Here is a 13,537-nt window from a genome sequence, read left to right as displayed (position 1 = left end):
CATTGCTAGTTACGGACCAAGGCTGCCGGCACGGAACCGCGCTCAGCGCCCTTGACGATGGGTACGCGGACCGCGTTGCCCCACTCGGTCCAGGAACCGTCGTAGTTGCGGACGGTCTCAAAGCCCAGCAGGTACTTCAGCGCGAACCAGGTGTGGCTGGACCGCTCGCCAATGCGGCAGTAGGCCACGACGTCGTCGCCCGCCGTCAGGCCGGCTTCGCCCAGGTAGAGGGCTTCCAGTTCCTCACGGGAACGGTAGGTGCCATCCTCAGCAGCAGCGCGGGCCCACGGAATCGAAGCGGCCGTGGGGATGTGACCGCCACGCAGTGCGCCTTCTTCCGGGTAGGCGGGCATGTGAGTGCGCTGGCCCGTGTACTCCTCGGGGGAGCGGACATCGATCAGGGGGTTGCCCAGGTGAGCAAGGACGTCCTCCTTGAAGGCCCGGATGGGGGCGTCGTTGCGCTCTACTTCGGGGTAGGTGCCCGGGGCCGGCGTCGGTACGTCGGTGGTCAATTCGCGGCCTTCAGCGATCCACTTGTCGCGGCCACCGTCCAGCAGGCGGACATCTTCGTGTCCGAACAGGGTGAACACCCAGAGGGCGTAGGCAGCCCACCAGTTGGACTTGTCGCCGTAGATCACCACGGTGGTGTCGCGGGAGATTCCCTTGGACGCTGCAAGGGCGGCGAATGCGGCGCCGTCCACGTAGTCGCGGGTCACTTCATCGTTCAGGTCCGTGTGCCAGTCGATCTTTACGGCACCCGGAATGTGGCCGGTTTCGTACAGGAGGACGTCCTCATCGGACTCCACAACCACCAGCTTGCCGTCGGCGATGGCGCCTTCGGCAAGTGCTGCGGCAAGCCACTGCGTGGATACGAGTCGTTCAGGGTTCGCGTAGGACGCGAACTTTTCGTTTTGTTCAACGGGGTAGGACATGATGATGGCCTTTCACTGACAACGGGCGGAGCCAGGCCCTGGAAGCTGCATCAGTTGCCGGCCCGGCGTGCTCCAACACTAACCACGGGCCGCGAGGAATGCTTCCCCGCTGGTCATATGGTGAAACATGGCCTTGGTCACGTCGCCGTTTTCGGGACGCCGGATGCCGGTATTCTTGCTGGGGACCCAAATACTCTAAGAACGGACCACCGTGGTACAGATCGAACAACTGGCTGCCCGCACACCGGCAGTCTCCGTGGAGGAACTCCTCAAGGGTTTCTACCCGTCTCCGCGATTCGGAGAGGTATCGTTCGATAGCTACCGCCCGGACCCTGCCCAGCCCAGCCAGGCCAATGCGGTCAAGCTGCTGTCGGCTTTCGCTGACGGTGTTGGAGCCGATGACGGCGGTGGCCTGTTCAAGAAGTTGTTCGCCAAGAAGGCTCCCGCCACCCGGGCCGGCATTTACCTTGACGGTGGCTTCGGCGTCGGAAAGACCCACCTTCTGGCGTCCCTTTGGCACCGGTCTCCGGGTCCCAAGGCCTTCGGTACGTTCGTTGAATACACCAACCTCGTAGGCGCGCTCTCGTTCCGCAAGACCGTGGAAGCCCTCAGCAACTACAAGCTTGTCTGCATTGACGAATTCGAACTCGACGATCCCGGCGATACCGTGTTGATGTCCCGCCTGATGCGCGAACTGGCTGACGCCGGCGTAAAGCTGGCTGCAACTTCGAACACGTTGCCGGGTTCCTTGGGCGAAGGACGCTTCGCAGCGGTGGACTTCCAACGGGAAATCCAGGTCCTTGCCGACCAGTTTGATGTGGTCAGGATTGACGGCGAAGACTTCCGCCACCGTGGCCTGCCCGCAGCTCCGTCGCCGTTGAAGACCGAAGATCTCAAGCACCGCATGCACGCCGAGTTCGACGGACAAACAGTTGCCGTGGATGACTTCGGCACTCTCGTGCACCACCTCGCCGGCGTTCACCCCAGCCGCTACCGCCAGCTGATCTCAGGCATCGAAGCCGTGGTGTGGCGCGACGTCGAGACGATTACGGAGCAGGCAGTAGCGCTGCGCTTCGTGGTCCTCGCCGACCGTCTCTATGACAAAGATGTGCCGATTCTTGCCAGCGGCGTCCCCTTCGACAAAATCTTCACTGAAGAGATGATGACGGGCGGGTACATGAAGAAGTACTTCCGTGCCGTATCCAGGCTTACGGCTCTTGCCCGTGAGGGACAGAACCACGAACCTGCCTGAACCGGGGCCGGCGCTACTTGGGTGAAGGCGTCAGCGGTTCCCGGTCTTTCAGTAACCAGCGGACCAGGATGCCTCCCGCCAAAGCCCAGAAGGCGGCACCCACTCCTGCGAAGCTGATCCCTGAGGCGGCCAGCAGGAAAGTGATGCACGCCGGTACGCGCTCTTCGGCGACTGCCAATGCGGAGGAGATGGCTGAGGCCAAGGTGCCTAGCAAGGCCAGACCTGCCACCGCTTCAAGCAAACCCGCCGGTGCAGCAGCGACGACCGTGACAAGGGCCGCGGAGAACGCTGCCAGTATCAGGTAGGCCAAGCCAGCTACGAATGCCGCGATCCAGCGCCTGCCGTGGTCTTTCCCGGCTTCCTCGCCCGCGGCCAACGCCGCACTCAAAGCAGCAAGGTTGATGGCGTGGCCTCCGAACGGAGCGCCCGCGATGGTTCCGGCTCCCGTGACCACCATCGATGCCCGCCAGGGCGCTGTGTAGCCAAAGGATTTGAGCACGGCGACGCCGGGAATGTTCTGCGATGCCATCGTGACAATGAACAGGGGCAGGGCAAGCCCCACCGCTGCCTCCACAGTAAATGTTGGAGTAGTCCATTCGAGCCGGGGCAACAGGTCGTCGCCGGGAATCTGAACGCCGTTAGTCACGATATGGATGCCGATGACGGCGAGGGCGACCACGAGTGACGCCGGGACCGCCCAGCGGGCCGCGAACTTCATCATCACCAACCAGCAAAGGGCCACCGGGCCAAGCAGCAAGGGCACTTCTCCCAGGGATTGGAAAGGTGCCAGACACAGGGGGAGCAGCACCCCCGCCAGCATCGCCTGCGCAAGCGCTGTGGGTATCTTCGCCATGAGCCTGCCAAGGCTGGGCAGTAACCCCGTCAGGACGATCAGCACCCCGACGACGACGAACGCACCCACCGCTGCCGGCCAGCCGCCGTCGACCATTCCTGCCGAGGCGAGGAGAGCCGCACCCGGGGTGGACCAGGCCAAGGTGACGGGCATTTTCGACTTCCACGCCAGCCACAAGATGCCCAGTCCGAACGTCAGTGTGAGGGCCAGGAGACCGCTGGAGGCTTGCGCCTGGTTGGCTCCCACAGCCCGCAGTCCGGCGAGGACAACAGCGAAGGAGGACGTGAAACCGACGAGGGCAGTGACGATGCCTGCCGTGATGGGTGGCCCCAACGTGTCCTGGCGGGAGGGGCGCTGGACTGTGGAAGAGGCTGATGGCATAAGGACCAAAATACCGGACGGGAAGCCGGTTACAGGTTAAACGCCAAAGGCACCGGTGGCGCCTCTCGGCGGGACCGGTGCCCCCTTGACGTATCTGGTACGGCGGGCTCAGGCAGCTACAGCTGCTTAGGCTCATCCGCGACGTGAGCCTGTGCGGCGTCCCCGTCTGTTGTAGCCACGAAGTCGGAAGCGGCATTCTGAACCGCGTCAACCTGACCTGCGAACTTGCCGCCTGTCTTCTGGTCGACGAAGTCTCCGGCCTTTTCGATGCCATTCTGGATGGCTTCTTCGTTGCCCTGAATGAGACCCTGAGCCTTACCCTTCAGGTCGTCAATTAAACCCACGGGCACCTCCCTTCCTTCGCGGAGCCAGTTCGCTCCTCCGCGTCCGACCCTAACACCAGATTCAGGGTGTGCCAAGGATTCCAGATGCGCTACGCCAAGGGCTTACTGAGCTCAAGGTGACGCGGGCTGTCCGGATTCATGAGCGAGTGCTTACGGCCGTAGGAGAAGTAGATGATCAAGCCAACAATGAGCCAGACGACAAATCGCAGCCAGGTTTCCCAATGCAGCTGGGACATCAGGAACCCCGAAGCCAGCACGCCGAAGGCGGGAACTACGGGCATCCACGGCAAACGGAAGGTGCGGGGAGCGTCAGGCCTCTTGTAGCGGAAGACGATGACGGAAATGCAGACCACAACGAATGCTGCCAGGATGCCGATGTTGGTGAGGTCTGCCACTTCCTTGATCGGGAAAACGCCGGCCAGGAACGCAGAGGCGATGCCCGCGATCCACGTCACCCGCTGCGGTGTGCCGTGACGGTCGGTACGGGCGAACCAGCCCGGCAGCAGGCCGTCGCGGCTCATGGAGAACCATACGCGGGTAACGCCCAGAAGGAACGTGAGCATAACCGTCAGGATGGACAGGACAGCGAAAACCGAAATGATGGTGGCGATGACAGGCAGGCCCACCCCGGTGAACGCCGATGCGAAGCCAGCCTTGGGATCGATGTCCTTGTAGTTCTGCATGCCGGTCAGGACGAGAGTAGCTGCCACATACAGCAGCATGGCGATGATCAGGGACAGGACGATCGCCTTGGGCATGTGCTTCTTGCCGTCCTTGGCTTCTTCCGCTGCTGTACTCATGGCGTCGTAGCCAAAGACAGCGAAGAACACCGTGGCTGCACCGGCGAAGACCGGGCCGAAGCCGCTGGGCATGAACGGATTGAAGTTCTCGGTGTTGACGTAGAAAATGCCCAACCCGATGATGAACAGGATCAGCACCACCTTGATGGCGACAGCCACCAACTCGAAGCGGCCGAAAGCTTTGGTTCCCCTGCTCAGGATCCAGGTCACCAGGAGGCACACCAGGATCGCCGGAAGGTTGATGATGCCGCCCTTTCCTTCATCCGCTGTGGACGTCATCCAGGTGGGCATGTGGATTCCGATGCCGGACAAGAAGGCATCGAAGTAGCCGGAAATGCCGATTGCCACAACAGCAACAATGGCGATGTATTCAAGCAGGAGATCCCAGCCAATAAACCAGCCGATGATCTCGCCCAAAGCCACATAGCCATAGGTGTAGGCCGAGCCTGCCCTGGGGATCATGCCGGCAAATTCGGCATAGGACAGAGCAGCGGCGCCGGAAGCAAGTCCGGCAATAAGGAACGAGACGAGCACTGCAGGGCCTACGCCCGGATTGTTTGCGTCGCCATGCGCTACAAGGCCGGCCAGCGAGAAAATGCCGACGCCGATAATGCCGCCGACGCCGATGGCCGTCAGTTGCCAGAGGCCAAGACTCTTGAAGAGTCCACTGTGCTTGCTTTCTTCCTCTATGTCGTCGATGGGCTTGCGCCTCATGACGGATTGGGAAGCCGTCTGTTGATTCATGGGGTACTCCTGCCAGTTGGCGTGGAACGGTGATGAGCTCGCATTACATTGTGCGAGACGAATCACATTAGATAAAGCGACTTTTTCTTAGGTGTATCAGTTACTGCAAATAATGAATGGCATTTGGCTCCGCGTGTGGGCATAAAAAAAGCAGCTCCGAGGAGCTGCCTTTTTCATTGGAGCGGACGACGAGATTCGAACTCGCGACATCCACCTTGGCAAGGTGGTGCTCTACCAGCTGAGCTACGTCCGCACATGTTGTCTGCCCGGCGGATGCCTGGCCTTCAACAACAAACAAGTTGCCTTGTTCTGGTGGGCGATACTGGGATCGAACCAGTGACCTCTTCCGTGTCAGGGAAGCGCGCTACCGCTGCGCCAATCGCCCGTTTCCGGGTCCTTATGAAAGGAGAGCGGACGACGAGATTCGAACTCGCGACATCCACCTTGGCAAGGTGGTGCTCTACCAGCTGAGCTACGTCCGCACATGTTGTTTGCCCGGCGGATGCCTGGCCTTCAACAACAAACAAGTTGCCTTGTTCTGGTGGGCGATACTGGGATCGAACCAGTGACCTCTTCCGTGTCAGGGAAGCGCGCTACCGCTGCGCCAATCGCCCATGCATCCAGCCGTGACTGGAAGACATGGTTTTCACCGAGGTGGGTACGGGATTCGAACCCGTGTATACGGCTTTGCAGGCCGCTGCCTCGCCTCTCGGCCAACCCACCGTGTAAGCAGATTCCGAGGAATTCTTGCCTTGACAGTGCCTTGCGAGCGGACGACGAGATTCGAACTCGCGACATCCACCTTGGCAAGGTGGTGCTCTACCAGCTGAGCTACGTCCGCAGTGCCGTTGCGCCGGCCTGCCCAGTAGGCATTCCGTCGCTTTCCGACGAGTAAAAACTCTATAGGAGGTTGCTTCAAACTCCAAATCGGTTGGTTGCTTTGGCTTCTCAAGGGGCTTGGATCCTTGAATTTACGCGGCTCTTCGGGAGTTTCATGGCTGTAATTCCAGGCTTGTCATTCAGCGGTGGAAAGGTGGGCTGAGCGCGTTTTGCAATCCAGCCACGGTGGGCTAGTCTTCTGTATGCATCAGCGAGTTGATGCAGGTTGCACCCGGGCGATTGGCGCAGTGGTAGCGCGCTTCGTTCACACCGAAGAGGTCACTGGTTCGAACCCAGTATCGCCCACCAAAAGAAACCCCCGGATTTTCCGGGGGTTTCTTCGTTTTGCGCCCAGAGCGTCGCATCGATCGCTATCGCACGTGGATCATGAACCCGGAGTGGGCGAGAAGCTCCCTATGTGACTGCGCTCACTGCTACATTGTTTCCGATGGGGGTGCAAAGGGTGCTTCCTGCACGCCCGAGGAGTTCCCGTATGAGCCTTCAGATTCCGCGCCCTGGCGAGCTACCCACAGCGACGGCTGACGAGGACCCGAAGAAAAACCGCAAAGCCCGTACTTCCATTGGCATCGGCCTCATCGCTGTCGCCGTGATCAGCGCGGCGGCAATGATTTGGCTGTATTCGTTGTATGGGGCTGGGCTAGCCAACCTCACCGAGAGCGACAGGTCTGAACAAGCAGTCTTCGTGACCCTCAACATCTTCTACTTCATGGCGTTGGCTGCGGTTGGTATTTGGAACATCGCTGCCAGGCGCAGCACAGACAAGCTGCCGCTCATTGCTGCGCTTGTCTTGTCGTGCCTCGCGCTGACGTTCACTGTTATCAACATCCTTGACTTCGCGGCGACCAGCGGCAGGATTCCGAGTCTGTTTATGTTGTTCCTGAATGTGGGTATCTGCGTTCAGACAATCAGGCTCTTGCTCGTGAAGCCGCAGCGGGACAGGTCCTCCGTTCCCCATTAAATGCCGCATCAAGTAAGCAAATAGACAGCGCGCCGCGGAGGGCGGTACCCATTTGGGCACCGCCGGCGCTCTACGTCGGACGGACGCCTGGTGAAAATCAACCAGCACCGTTTGCTGACTGTCGAACAGGTCCCTGAGGAATCAATGTCTTGTTCCAGCAGCACGGTTTCCATGGCATCAGCCTATGGAGCGAACAGTTGCATCGCTGCTACGTCGTCGAAGTACTGCGCGACGTCGTAAATACGTGCAGTCTGCCATCCGGGAACGGTGACGGAGGGCGACTCGCAGGTCTGCCACAGGCGTCCCTTCAGGTGCTGCAGGGATCCGGGGATGTGAGTTCCTGGGGGCTCAGTTTCAGCGCGAGCTCACGCAGTTGGCGGGGCCGGAACGGTTTGATCAGGTACGCAGTGGCGCCGGAGGCAATGCCATGGAGTTCATCGTCCCGTTCAGCGAAGGCTGTGATCATCAATATCGGGGCCTGGGAAACGGCGGTAATCAGGCGGGCGGCTTCGCGACCGTCCATGTCGGGCAGGCCCAGATCAAGGGTGATCAGTACCGGGTTCAGCCGTTCGGCTGCGGTCACGCCTTCATTTGCTGTTTCGCAGGCATGGACTTCGAAGCCGGCACCGCTGAGGATCAGTGCGATGAGGTCGCGGATGTCAGCATCGTCTTCGATGACGACGCAGATTCTCTGTGAATTCACGTGAGCCCCTTTCGGGACAAGCTTACGGGCGGGATCGGTGGTCTCACTCGGGATCTGTAGGACTTCTTTTGTGCCGCGGCGCGGCATCCTCGCAGGGGACTTCGCTTCCAGGATGGCTTCTCGGGCCGGTTTCGGGCGCCAGTACTGAGGAACCTGAAGTCGAGATCCCGGCGGGGGATTTCTGCCCGGGGTTCGCCGTTTTGGGCCTTGTCACTGTAAAAGGTTCGGAAAAACCCTCCCGGGTGACCGATTCTGGAGCCACAATGTCGCGAACGGCGTATGGACAAATGCAGAGTCCGGGCAGACGTATACGCAACGCTCCCGATACGCTGCCGTTGTGAGCTACGACGAAGCAAACAACGACTTCCTCGTCACCATCATTGGTCGCTACATGAAAGGGTTCGCCGCTGGCGACGTCGGCCTCTCGGGACCGGTTACAGAGACCCAGACCTACAGCGTCGCTGGCCACCGGACGTTTACGTTCGACGTTGACACCAACAAGTTCTCCACGTATTCCCTCGATGGTGTGGTCTTGGCGGACGTGTGCGCCGTTCTGGCCGGTGGGAGCTAGGGGTTCTCCGCTAAGGGTGCGGGCAAAGCGCCGCGTCTGGCGTTCTGACAGAAACCCGACACCCTCACCTGCGAAGATGCCGGCCTATCCAATCCCAATTTCAGGCGAATCATGCACAAGATAGGGTGTGGGGCTGTGACTGTCGGGGTCGTTACCCGCTGGAGTGTCATCGAAGAAGTTGTAGTCGACGTCAATCTCTCCAAGCTCGCCCATGAACTGAAACTAGGAGGAGCGGCCGACGTCGCGTCAGAGAAGTCTCTGCTGACTTAATCAATAGTTTCTTCTCAACTCTCCGGTCTGGACAATCCCGGAACTCAGGTCCAGAATTCGTCCGCCCTGGCGGTGTCCTCGAAGAACTCCCGGCCCTCGACAACCTTTCCGTCGCGGAGCACGAACACGATGGCCGACGCCACGTCCAAAGTCTTCCCATTGTTTTCCGCGTGGCTTTGCTGGATCCCCACAGTGTGGTTTTCCCCGCCGACGATGTCCTGGACATTCGCCTGGAACGACCCCTGGGAGCGTGCGCCCAGCTCACCAAAGTAAGCCAGGATGGCTTCGCGTCCTTCTTTCTTGCCTGACAGCACGCCGCTTCCAGCCGCGTACCAGACTGCGTCCTCCGCGAACAGGTCGCCAAGGGTCGCCAAATCCCCGGTGTTGAAGGCCTCGTACCCGCGCCGAACGAGTTCAGCGTTTTCTGCAGCTCCCATATCGAACACCCCGTCATCCTTGTCGGTCTTTTTGCAACGGCCTAAGCCCGCTGACCCAACCAGTATCCGCTTCGACATCCGGACGCTCAAGAGGAGGCGCTCGGCGAGGTCACGTCATAGGAGCTTCCCGGCGCCCTACTCGTTGACACGCGAGAATGACATGAATTTGCACGTGTCCAAAAGAGGTCACCGGAGCGTGGACTACGCGTGCGGCTGGCTGGTATAGACACCCCGCATCGGCGAGGAGTGTCCCACGGATGTCCGGGTTCCAAGGAAATGGGACGCCCGCCAACTTTGACTGGTCGTTTGGGTGCGCATGTTTAAACAGGCAGTTAGTCTTGGCTCTACAAGACTCTGGGGGAGCAAGAGATGAAACCAATCACCGTCGACGGCGGCAAGGGCACAGTGGAACTCGACGCCCAAGGAATTCTCTACCTGGTGTGGCAACCGGGGACTGTTCTGGAGGCCGATGACGTACATGCAGCGATGGCAAAGGTCAATGAGGTTGCCGACGGTGCCGAGTACCCGATGCTGATCGACATAGCCAACACTCAAGCGGTGACCCTTCAGGCCAAGTCCGTTTTCAGCGTCAAGTGCGCCGCTTCACGAATTGCCCTGCTTGGCTCAAGCCCACTCAATCGGGTCATTGCCAACTTCGCCATGGCACGGCGGAAACTCCCGTGTCCCACTCGGTATTTCACCTCCCGCGATGAGGCGATGTCCTGGCTTCTCCAGGCACCCGTTTCCTGACACCACCGTGCCCATATCCAACGAAATCGGACAAGACTGACCGTCTGGGTCCGTTCAGAAGCAGCATTTGCGACGAATTGCACGCCTTTGTCTGTTCATTCCGGTGCGCATATTCAAGCAGGCAGTTAGTCTTAGCTCCACAAGACTCTTGGGGGAGAAAATGAAGCCAATCACCGTTGATGGCGGCAAGGGCACAGTGGAACTCGATGCCGAAGAGGTTATCCACCTGGTGTGGCAACCGGGGACTGTTCTGGAGGCCGATGACGTACATGCGGCGATGGCAACGGTCAATGAGCTTGCCGCCGGTGCCGAGTACCCGATGTTGATCGACATAGCGAACACCCAAGCCGTGACCCGCCAAGCCAGATCCGTTTTCAGCGTCAAGTGCGCCGCTTCACGAATTGCCCTGCTTGGCTCAAACCCAGTCAGTCGTGTGATTGCCAACTTTGCCATGGCACGGCGGACACTCCCTTGTCCCACTCGGTTCTTCACCTCCCGCGATGAGGCCATGTCCTGGCTACTCCAGACGACCGTTCCGTAACGCCGGCCACGGCCTCTTCAGGGCCGGGGGTCGCGAGATCGACCATCCCTAGCTGGTGCGGATGGCGATGGCTTGCAGCCCTCAGGGATCAGCGCTTCGGCGGCTTGGCTATCTTGTACGTCTCACCTTCGGCGTCGACGTGGCGTGCGATCTTCATGAAAGACAGTTGCCGGCATGTGGCGCAAATGGACCGCGGCACGCAAGCAATATACGGACTGCGAGCTGACGCTCTGGCAAGAGCAGTTCGAGTCCCGACCTCCAGCAGGTAGGGCAAGCGGCAGCCCCGCAGTCTCCGCGGTCCGGCGCTGCTCAACACCGCTCACTTTGGCCGTTGTCTCAGCCATTCCTTAATGGTCCGGGCCTCCGGCAGGACCTCGCGGGTTGCCTGCGTACTCATGTCGAACTGCCCGGTCCGCAGCCATCGCCACATGGTGGTGAGGTCCTTCCCCACGAACCGTTCAAACAGCTTTTCCGGCATCGGCAATCCACGGGGCTTTCGTCCGGTCCGTTCCTGCCATAAGGTGCGGCACTCGTCTATCGACCGCACGTCGGATGCCAGTCCCAGCACCGCGCCGCTCCACCGTTCGGGGTCGGCGAACATCCGGGCGGCGATGGCACCCAGATCGTCAACGCACAGCCAGCCCACCGGCCGGGTCGGGCCCATCAGCTTTGGCATCAGGTGCCAGGTGGAAAACTGCGGGTAGTAACCTTTGTCCGTCATCAGTTCCATGAACGCCATGGGCCGGAGCACGGTGAGCGGCAGTCCGAGTACGCGAAAGCGCCGGGCGATGACCAGCTTCGAGTCCCAGGAGCCGACGCCTGTCGGCTGGTCGCTGACTCCTGCCGCCCCGTACACCACGTGGCGTATGCCCGCTTCAGCTGCGGCCTCCGCCACGTTGCTGCCTTGTCGGACTTCGGCGTCGATTCCACTGGTCATGGGATTCTGGACGTTGAAAAGCCCATAGGCCCCTTGGAACGGCGTCCGAAGAGAGCCGGGATCCTCGGTGTTCGCCTGCTGAACCTCGGCGCCGAGCGCGCGCAGGACCTGTGAAGCGTCGCTGGACGGATTTCGGGTCAGGGCGCGCACCTGCCACCCGTCTTTGAGGAGGTGACGGACCACGGCCGATCCCTGCCGGCCGGTCGCACCGACCACTGCCACCACCCCCGGAGTGTCCCTGCCCGAGGAAAAAGCCATAGCTTAGTATCCCATTTGGGCCGAGGATTTGACTTGGGACGGAAGGACCAGCCCACGCCCCGTCCGGACGGCTAAGAGCGCCGGCTACGAGAGTTTCTCGAGGATTTCATCGGCGGCTCGGCGGCCGGAGCGGATGGCGCCGTCCATGTAACCGTTCCAGACCGTGGAGGTTTTTGCGCCGCCTGCCCAGTGCCATCGGCCGGGCTGTTCGCTGCTCCCGTGGAAGAGTAGGTGGGTAGCGGCAAGTGTGGAAGCTGGGTAATTTCTCCTACCGGCCTTTATTGGCCGACTCTTGGGTATGTTTTCCAGCGGGCGGTGTCCCGATGACTGGTATAGGCGCCGTGTCGAAGAATCGGTATTCGGTGTCAGGAATGCGGATGGTGCCGGCGGCCTCCGCTTTGTCCCGGAGGAAATCGTGATCATCGCGGGTAAGTACAACCTGCCCGTGCACGTCGTACTCGACGTCCTTGTATTCTTCGTTGCTGATCCTGCTCGATAGGGCTTGGGGCAGAACGAGGCTTGCCGGATTCTCCAAGAGCCATGTCCGGATCTCGGAGTCGAGCCGATTCCATTCGTGCTTAATGCTCATTGCCGTGGACGTCCCCTTCTGCTGGTTTTTGCCGGGTGGTAGTGAATTCCACTCAGATTACGCCTGCCGTTTAGCCGACGATAGAGCTGTGGGCCACCCGCTTCAGGGGTCTCCAGCCCAATTCTCATGCCGAACCCGCCCTTGGGGCGGCGGCCTCGCGGCGCAGCAACGAACGCCAGCACGCCCACAAGCGCACCCACCAGGGATACGGTCGTGGAGATGGCGAAGGCATCTGCTGAGAACTGTTGAAGCCCTAATGAGAAGGGCAACCAAATGACAACCCACTGGAACACGTGAACAATGCCGCCCCAGCGCCTTCCGCGGCTTAATCCGATAAGGGTCACGACGGAGAGTCCTGCTATTCCAAGGCCGCCAGCCATGCCGACGAAGAACCCGCGTGTTACGTCATTGTCAGGCTCGACAGGGTATGTTGCGATCACCTCCCGGGACCACACGTACATCCAGATGGCCAGACCGAGGCCGCCAATGATCATGAGAGAAGTAACGACCCTGGCTATATAGAGGATCGCAACCGACGCCGACCGTGCCTCGCCCCGCTGCCCATCGGCCGGGCCGCGCTTCCTTTCCCCCATCGGACCAGCCTGCGCGCAATTGATGAAGTTGTCACGTCCAGTCAGCGGATTTCGTCGCAAGCATACGCAGTACTGGTTCCAACGCAGTATCGCCCACTAAAAGAAACCCCCGGATTTCTTGGGGGTTTTTCCTTTTGTCGGCGGGGGCATCTCAGCCATCCGATCGCTTCCAACGAATGCGCCACGCTGGTTTCCGGCTTGCAGCAAGGCCCGGTCCAGACCAGTGCCTGACGGTGAGTCGGCCAAGGCTGGAATGTTATGAACATGATCGTATGAGCTGCCTATGAGCGGCACTAAAAACAGGGGAGTTCGCTATGGGAACTTGGTCGACCGGTAGCTTCGGAAATGACGAGGCCCTCGATTGGTTTGGGGATCTGCGGGAAGCCCCTGAAGCAATGCCGTTCATTGAAGAGACTGTGGCTAACGGCTCGACCGAGAGCATTATTGCCGCCGGAGCGGTGTTGGCCGTGCTGAGCGGACACCTACATACAGACGTTCACCCGGATGTTATCGAATGGTGTGCTGGCGGACCGGCCCCGTCATCCGCCTTGAAACTGGCGGCAGCGGATGCGATCCAGGCCGTCATCGATGACCCGGAAGTTGACGGTCACGACACATGGGCCGAGCTCGGAGAAGATGACGATGACTACGTTGGAGGATCGCAAACTTAGAGAGCATTCAGGCTCTCCTGCGCGAATCAGACTGATCAGCCTCCTTGCCCGCG

17 protein-coding genes and 7 tRNA genes are annotated in these 13,537 nt (G+C 60.4%); 8 read left to right on the top strand and 16 right to left on the bottom strand.

All coding sequences use genetic code 11. The annotated features are described in order from the left end of the window. Nucleotides 1–5: 5 nt before the first annotated feature. Nucleotides 6–932 (bottom strand): sulfurtransferase, encoded by a 927-nt coding sequence (locus ABIE18_RS19525; RefSeq protein WP_477516268.1) that lies wholly within the window; start codon nt 930–932, stop codon nt 6–8. Between the two features lie 211 nt (nt 933–1,143). Between ABIE18_RS19525 and zapE the strand changes: the two genes are divergently transcribed. After that, on the top strand, nt 1,144–2,184 hold the full coding sequence (gene zapE / locus ABIE18_RS19520; RefSeq protein ID WP_499724219.1) for a cell division protein ZapE: 1,041 nt from the start codon (nt 1,144–1,146) through the stop codon (nt 2,182–2,184). Between the two features lie 13 nt (nt 2,185–2,197). Here zapE and ABIE18_RS19515 read toward each other — a convergent pair whose 3' ends face one another. The 9 genes from ABIE18_RS19515 to ABIE18_RS19475 form a co-directional block, all read right to left on the bottom strand. Further along, a complete protein-coding gene (locus tag ABIE18_RS19515; protein ID WP_499724218.1) occupies nt 2,198–3,418 on the bottom strand; it encodes a benzoate/H(+) symporter BenE family transporter in 1,221 nt (406 codons plus the stop codon). A gap of 116 nt (nt 3,419–3,534) precedes the next feature. Beyond that, nucleotides 3,535–3,768 carry an antitoxin gene (locus ABIE18_RS19510; protein WP_499724217.1) on the bottom strand — a complete coding sequence of 78 codons (234 nt, stop codon included), beginning with the start codon at nt 3,766–3,768 and terminating at the stop codon, nt 3,535–3,537. Between the two features lie 83 nt (nt 3,769–3,851). Further along, entirely contained in the window at nt 3,852–5,306 is a 1,455-nt protein-coding gene (locus ABIE18_RS19505) for an amino acid permease (RefSeq protein ID WP_499724216.1), read from the bottom strand. A gap of 177 nt (nt 5,307–5,483) precedes the next feature. After that, a tRNA-Gly gene (locus ABIE18_RS19500) sits at nt 5,484–5,559 on the bottom strand. A gap of 57 nt (nt 5,560–5,616) precedes the next feature. After that, nucleotides 5,617–5,691 (bottom strand) — tRNA-Val (locus ABIE18_RS19495). Nucleotides 5,692–5,715: 24 nt separating this feature from the next. Next, nucleotides 5,716–5,788 (bottom strand) — tRNA-Gly (locus ABIE18_RS19490). 57 nt (nt 5,789–5,845) lie between these two features. Next, nucleotides 5,846–5,920: transfer RNA gene (locus ABIE18_RS19485), tRNA-Val, on the bottom strand. A 38-nt stretch (nt 5,921–5,958) separates the two neighbouring features. Beyond that, a tRNA-Cys gene (locus ABIE18_RS19480) sits at nt 5,959–6,029 on the bottom strand. A gap of 45 nt (nt 6,030–6,074) precedes the next feature. Beyond that, nucleotides 6,075–6,147: transfer RNA gene (locus ABIE18_RS19475), tRNA-Gly, on the bottom strand. Nucleotides 6,148–6,419: 272 nt separating this feature from the next. Between ABIE18_RS19475 and ABIE18_RS19470 the strand changes: the two genes are divergently transcribed. After that, a tRNA-Val gene (locus ABIE18_RS19470) sits at nt 6,420–6,494 on the top strand. 184 nt (nt 6,495–6,678) lie between these two features. Beyond that, the gene (locus tag ABIE18_RS19465) at nt 6,679–7,164 is read left to right on the top strand and encodes a hypothetical protein (protein ID WP_499724215.1); all 486 of its coding nucleotides are present in this window, start codon (nt 6,679–6,681) and stop codon (nt 7,162–7,164) included. 307 nt (nt 7,165–7,471) lie between these two features. Here the strand turns inward: ABIE18_RS19465 and ABIE18_RS19460 are convergent, their stop codons facing one another. Continuing rightward, nucleotides 7,472–7,867 (bottom strand): response regulator transcription factor, encoded by a 396-nt coding sequence (locus tag ABIE18_RS19460; protein WP_499724214.1) that lies wholly within the window; start codon nt 7,865–7,867, stop codon nt 7,472–7,474. A 337-nt stretch (nt 7,868–8,204) separates the two neighbouring features. Between ABIE18_RS19460 and ABIE18_RS19455 the strand changes: the two genes are divergently transcribed. Together ABIE18_RS19455 and ABIE18_RS19450 are read left to right on the top strand one after the other, a co-directional pair. Further along, nucleotides 8,205–8,438 (top strand): hypothetical protein, encoded by a 234-nt coding sequence (locus ABIE18_RS19455; RefSeq protein ID WP_499724213.1) that lies wholly within the window; start codon nt 8,205–8,207, stop codon nt 8,436–8,438. A 135-nt stretch (nt 8,439–8,573) separates the two neighbouring features. Further along, on the top strand, nt 8,574–8,708 hold the full coding sequence (locus ABIE18_RS19450) for a hypothetical protein (RefSeq protein WP_499724212.1): 135 nt from the start codon (nt 8,574–8,576) through the stop codon (nt 8,706–8,708). 44 nt (nt 8,709–8,752) lie between these two features. On the opposite strand, the gene ABIE18_RS19445 is transcribed toward ABIE18_RS19450, so the two are convergent. Continuing rightward, nucleotides 8,753–9,145, bottom strand: coding sequence for a nuclear transport factor 2 family protein (locus tag ABIE18_RS19445; RefSeq protein WP_499724211.1), 393 nt, complete (start codon nt 9,143–9,145; stop codon nt 8,753–8,755). A 369-nt stretch (nt 9,146–9,514) separates the two neighbouring features. Here ABIE18_RS19445 and ABIE18_RS19440 point away from each other — a divergent pair, with 369 nt between their 5' ends. Then, entirely contained in the window at nt 9,515–9,895 is a 381-nt protein-coding gene (locus ABIE18_RS19440; RefSeq protein ID WP_431119850.1) for a DUF7793 family protein, read from the top strand. Between the two features lie 160 nt (nt 9,896–10,055). Beyond that, a complete protein-coding gene (locus ABIE18_RS19435; RefSeq protein ID WP_499724210.1) occupies nt 10,056–10,436 on the top strand; it encodes a DUF7793 family protein in 381 nt (126 codons plus the stop codon). Between the two features lie 319 nt (nt 10,437–10,755). Here the strand turns inward: ABIE18_RS19435 and ABIE18_RS19430 are convergent, their stop codons facing one another. The 4 genes from ABIE18_RS19430 to ABIE18_RS19415 form a co-directional block, all read right to left on the bottom strand. Then, entirely contained in the window at nt 10,756–11,631 is an 876-nt protein-coding gene (locus ABIE18_RS19430) for an NmrA/HSCARG family protein (protein WP_499724209.1), read from the bottom strand. An 84-nt stretch (nt 11,632–11,715) separates the two neighbouring features. After that, entirely contained in the window at nt 11,716–11,913 is a 198-nt protein-coding gene (locus tag ABIE18_RS19425) for an FAD-dependent oxidoreductase (protein WP_499724267.1), read from the bottom strand. Further along, complete coding sequence (locus tag ABIE18_RS19420) at nt 11,900–12,220, bottom strand: hypothetical protein (RefSeq protein ID WP_431119853.1); 321 nt, start codon at nt 12,218–12,220, stop codon at nt 11,900–11,902. The genes ABIE18_RS19425 and ABIE18_RS19420 overlap by 14 nt, the downstream gene beginning before the upstream one ends. Beyond that, nucleotides 12,217–12,813 carry a hypothetical protein gene (locus tag ABIE18_RS19415; RefSeq protein WP_499724208.1) on the bottom strand — a complete coding sequence of 199 codons (597 nt, stop codon included), beginning with the start codon at nt 12,811–12,813 and terminating at the stop codon, nt 12,217–12,219. The genes ABIE18_RS19420 and ABIE18_RS19415 overlap by 4 nt, the downstream gene beginning before the upstream one ends. A gap of 314 nt (nt 12,814–13,127) precedes the next feature. Here ABIE18_RS19415 and ABIE18_RS19410 point away from each other — a divergent pair, with 314 nt between their 5' ends. Then, nucleotides 13,128–13,484 (top strand): DUF4259 domain-containing protein, encoded by a 357-nt coding sequence (locus ABIE18_RS19410; RefSeq protein WP_499724207.1) that lies wholly within the window; start codon nt 13,128–13,130, stop codon nt 13,482–13,484. Nucleotides 13,485–13,537 lie beyond the last annotated feature (53 nt).

This window comes from Arthrobacter sp. 2762 (assembly GCF_040548745.1).
Classification (GTDB): domain Bacteria; phylum Actinomycetota; class Actinomycetes; order Actinomycetales; family Micrococcaceae; genus Arthrobacter.
The sequence above is the reverse complement of the archived record's forward strand: the minus strand, read 5'-3'. Positions and strand labels throughout refer to the sequence as shown.

What these genes read in the sequence shown, in the direction of transcription:
- ABIE18_RS19465 (WP_499724215.1), top strand. Translation starts at nt 6,679, where the DNA reads ATGAGCCTTCAGATTCCGCGCCCTGGCGAGCTACCCACAGCGACGGCT.
- ABIE18_RS19525 (WP_477516268.1), bottom strand. Translation starts at nt 932, where the DNA reads ATGTCCTACCCCGTTGAACAAAACGAAAAGTTCGCGTCCTACGCGAAC.
- ABIE18_RS19430 (WP_499724209.1), bottom strand. Translation starts at nt 11,631, where the DNA reads ATGGCTTTTTCCTCGGGCAGGGACACTCCGGGGGTGGTGGCAGTGGTC.
- ABIE18_RS19515 (WP_499724218.1), bottom strand. Translation starts at nt 3,418, where the DNA reads ATGCCATCAGCCTCTTCCACAGTCCAGCGCCCCTCCCGCCAGGACACG.
- ABIE18_RS19445 (WP_499724211.1), bottom strand. Translation starts at nt 9,145, where the DNA reads ATGGGAGCTGCAGAAAACGCTGAACTCGTTCGGCGCGGGTACGAGGCC.
- ABIE18_RS19435 (WP_499724210.1), top strand. Translation starts at nt 10,056, where the DNA reads ATGAAGCCAATCACCGTTGATGGCGGCAAGGGCACAGTGGAACTCGAT.
- ABIE18_RS19505 (WP_499724216.1), bottom strand. Translation starts at nt 5,306, where the DNA reads ATGAATCAACAGACGGCTTCCCAATCCGTCATGAGGCGCAAGCCCATC.
- ABIE18_RS19410 (WP_499724207.1), top strand. Translation starts at nt 13,128, where the DNA reads ATGGGAACTTGGTCGACCGGTAGCTTCGGAAATGACGAGGCCCTCGAT.
- ABIE18_RS19415 (WP_499724208.1), bottom strand. Translation starts at nt 12,813, where the DNA reads ATGGGGGAAAGGAAGCGCGGCCCGGCCGATGGGCAGCGGGGCGAGGCA.
- ABIE18_RS19420 (WP_431119853.1), bottom strand. Translation starts at nt 12,220, where the DNA reads ATGAGCATTAAGCACGAATGGAATCGGCTCGACTCCGAGATCCGGACA.
- ABIE18_RS19440 (WP_431119850.1), top strand. Translation starts at nt 9,515, where the DNA reads ATGAAACCAATCACCGTCGACGGCGGCAAGGGCACAGTGGAACTCGAC.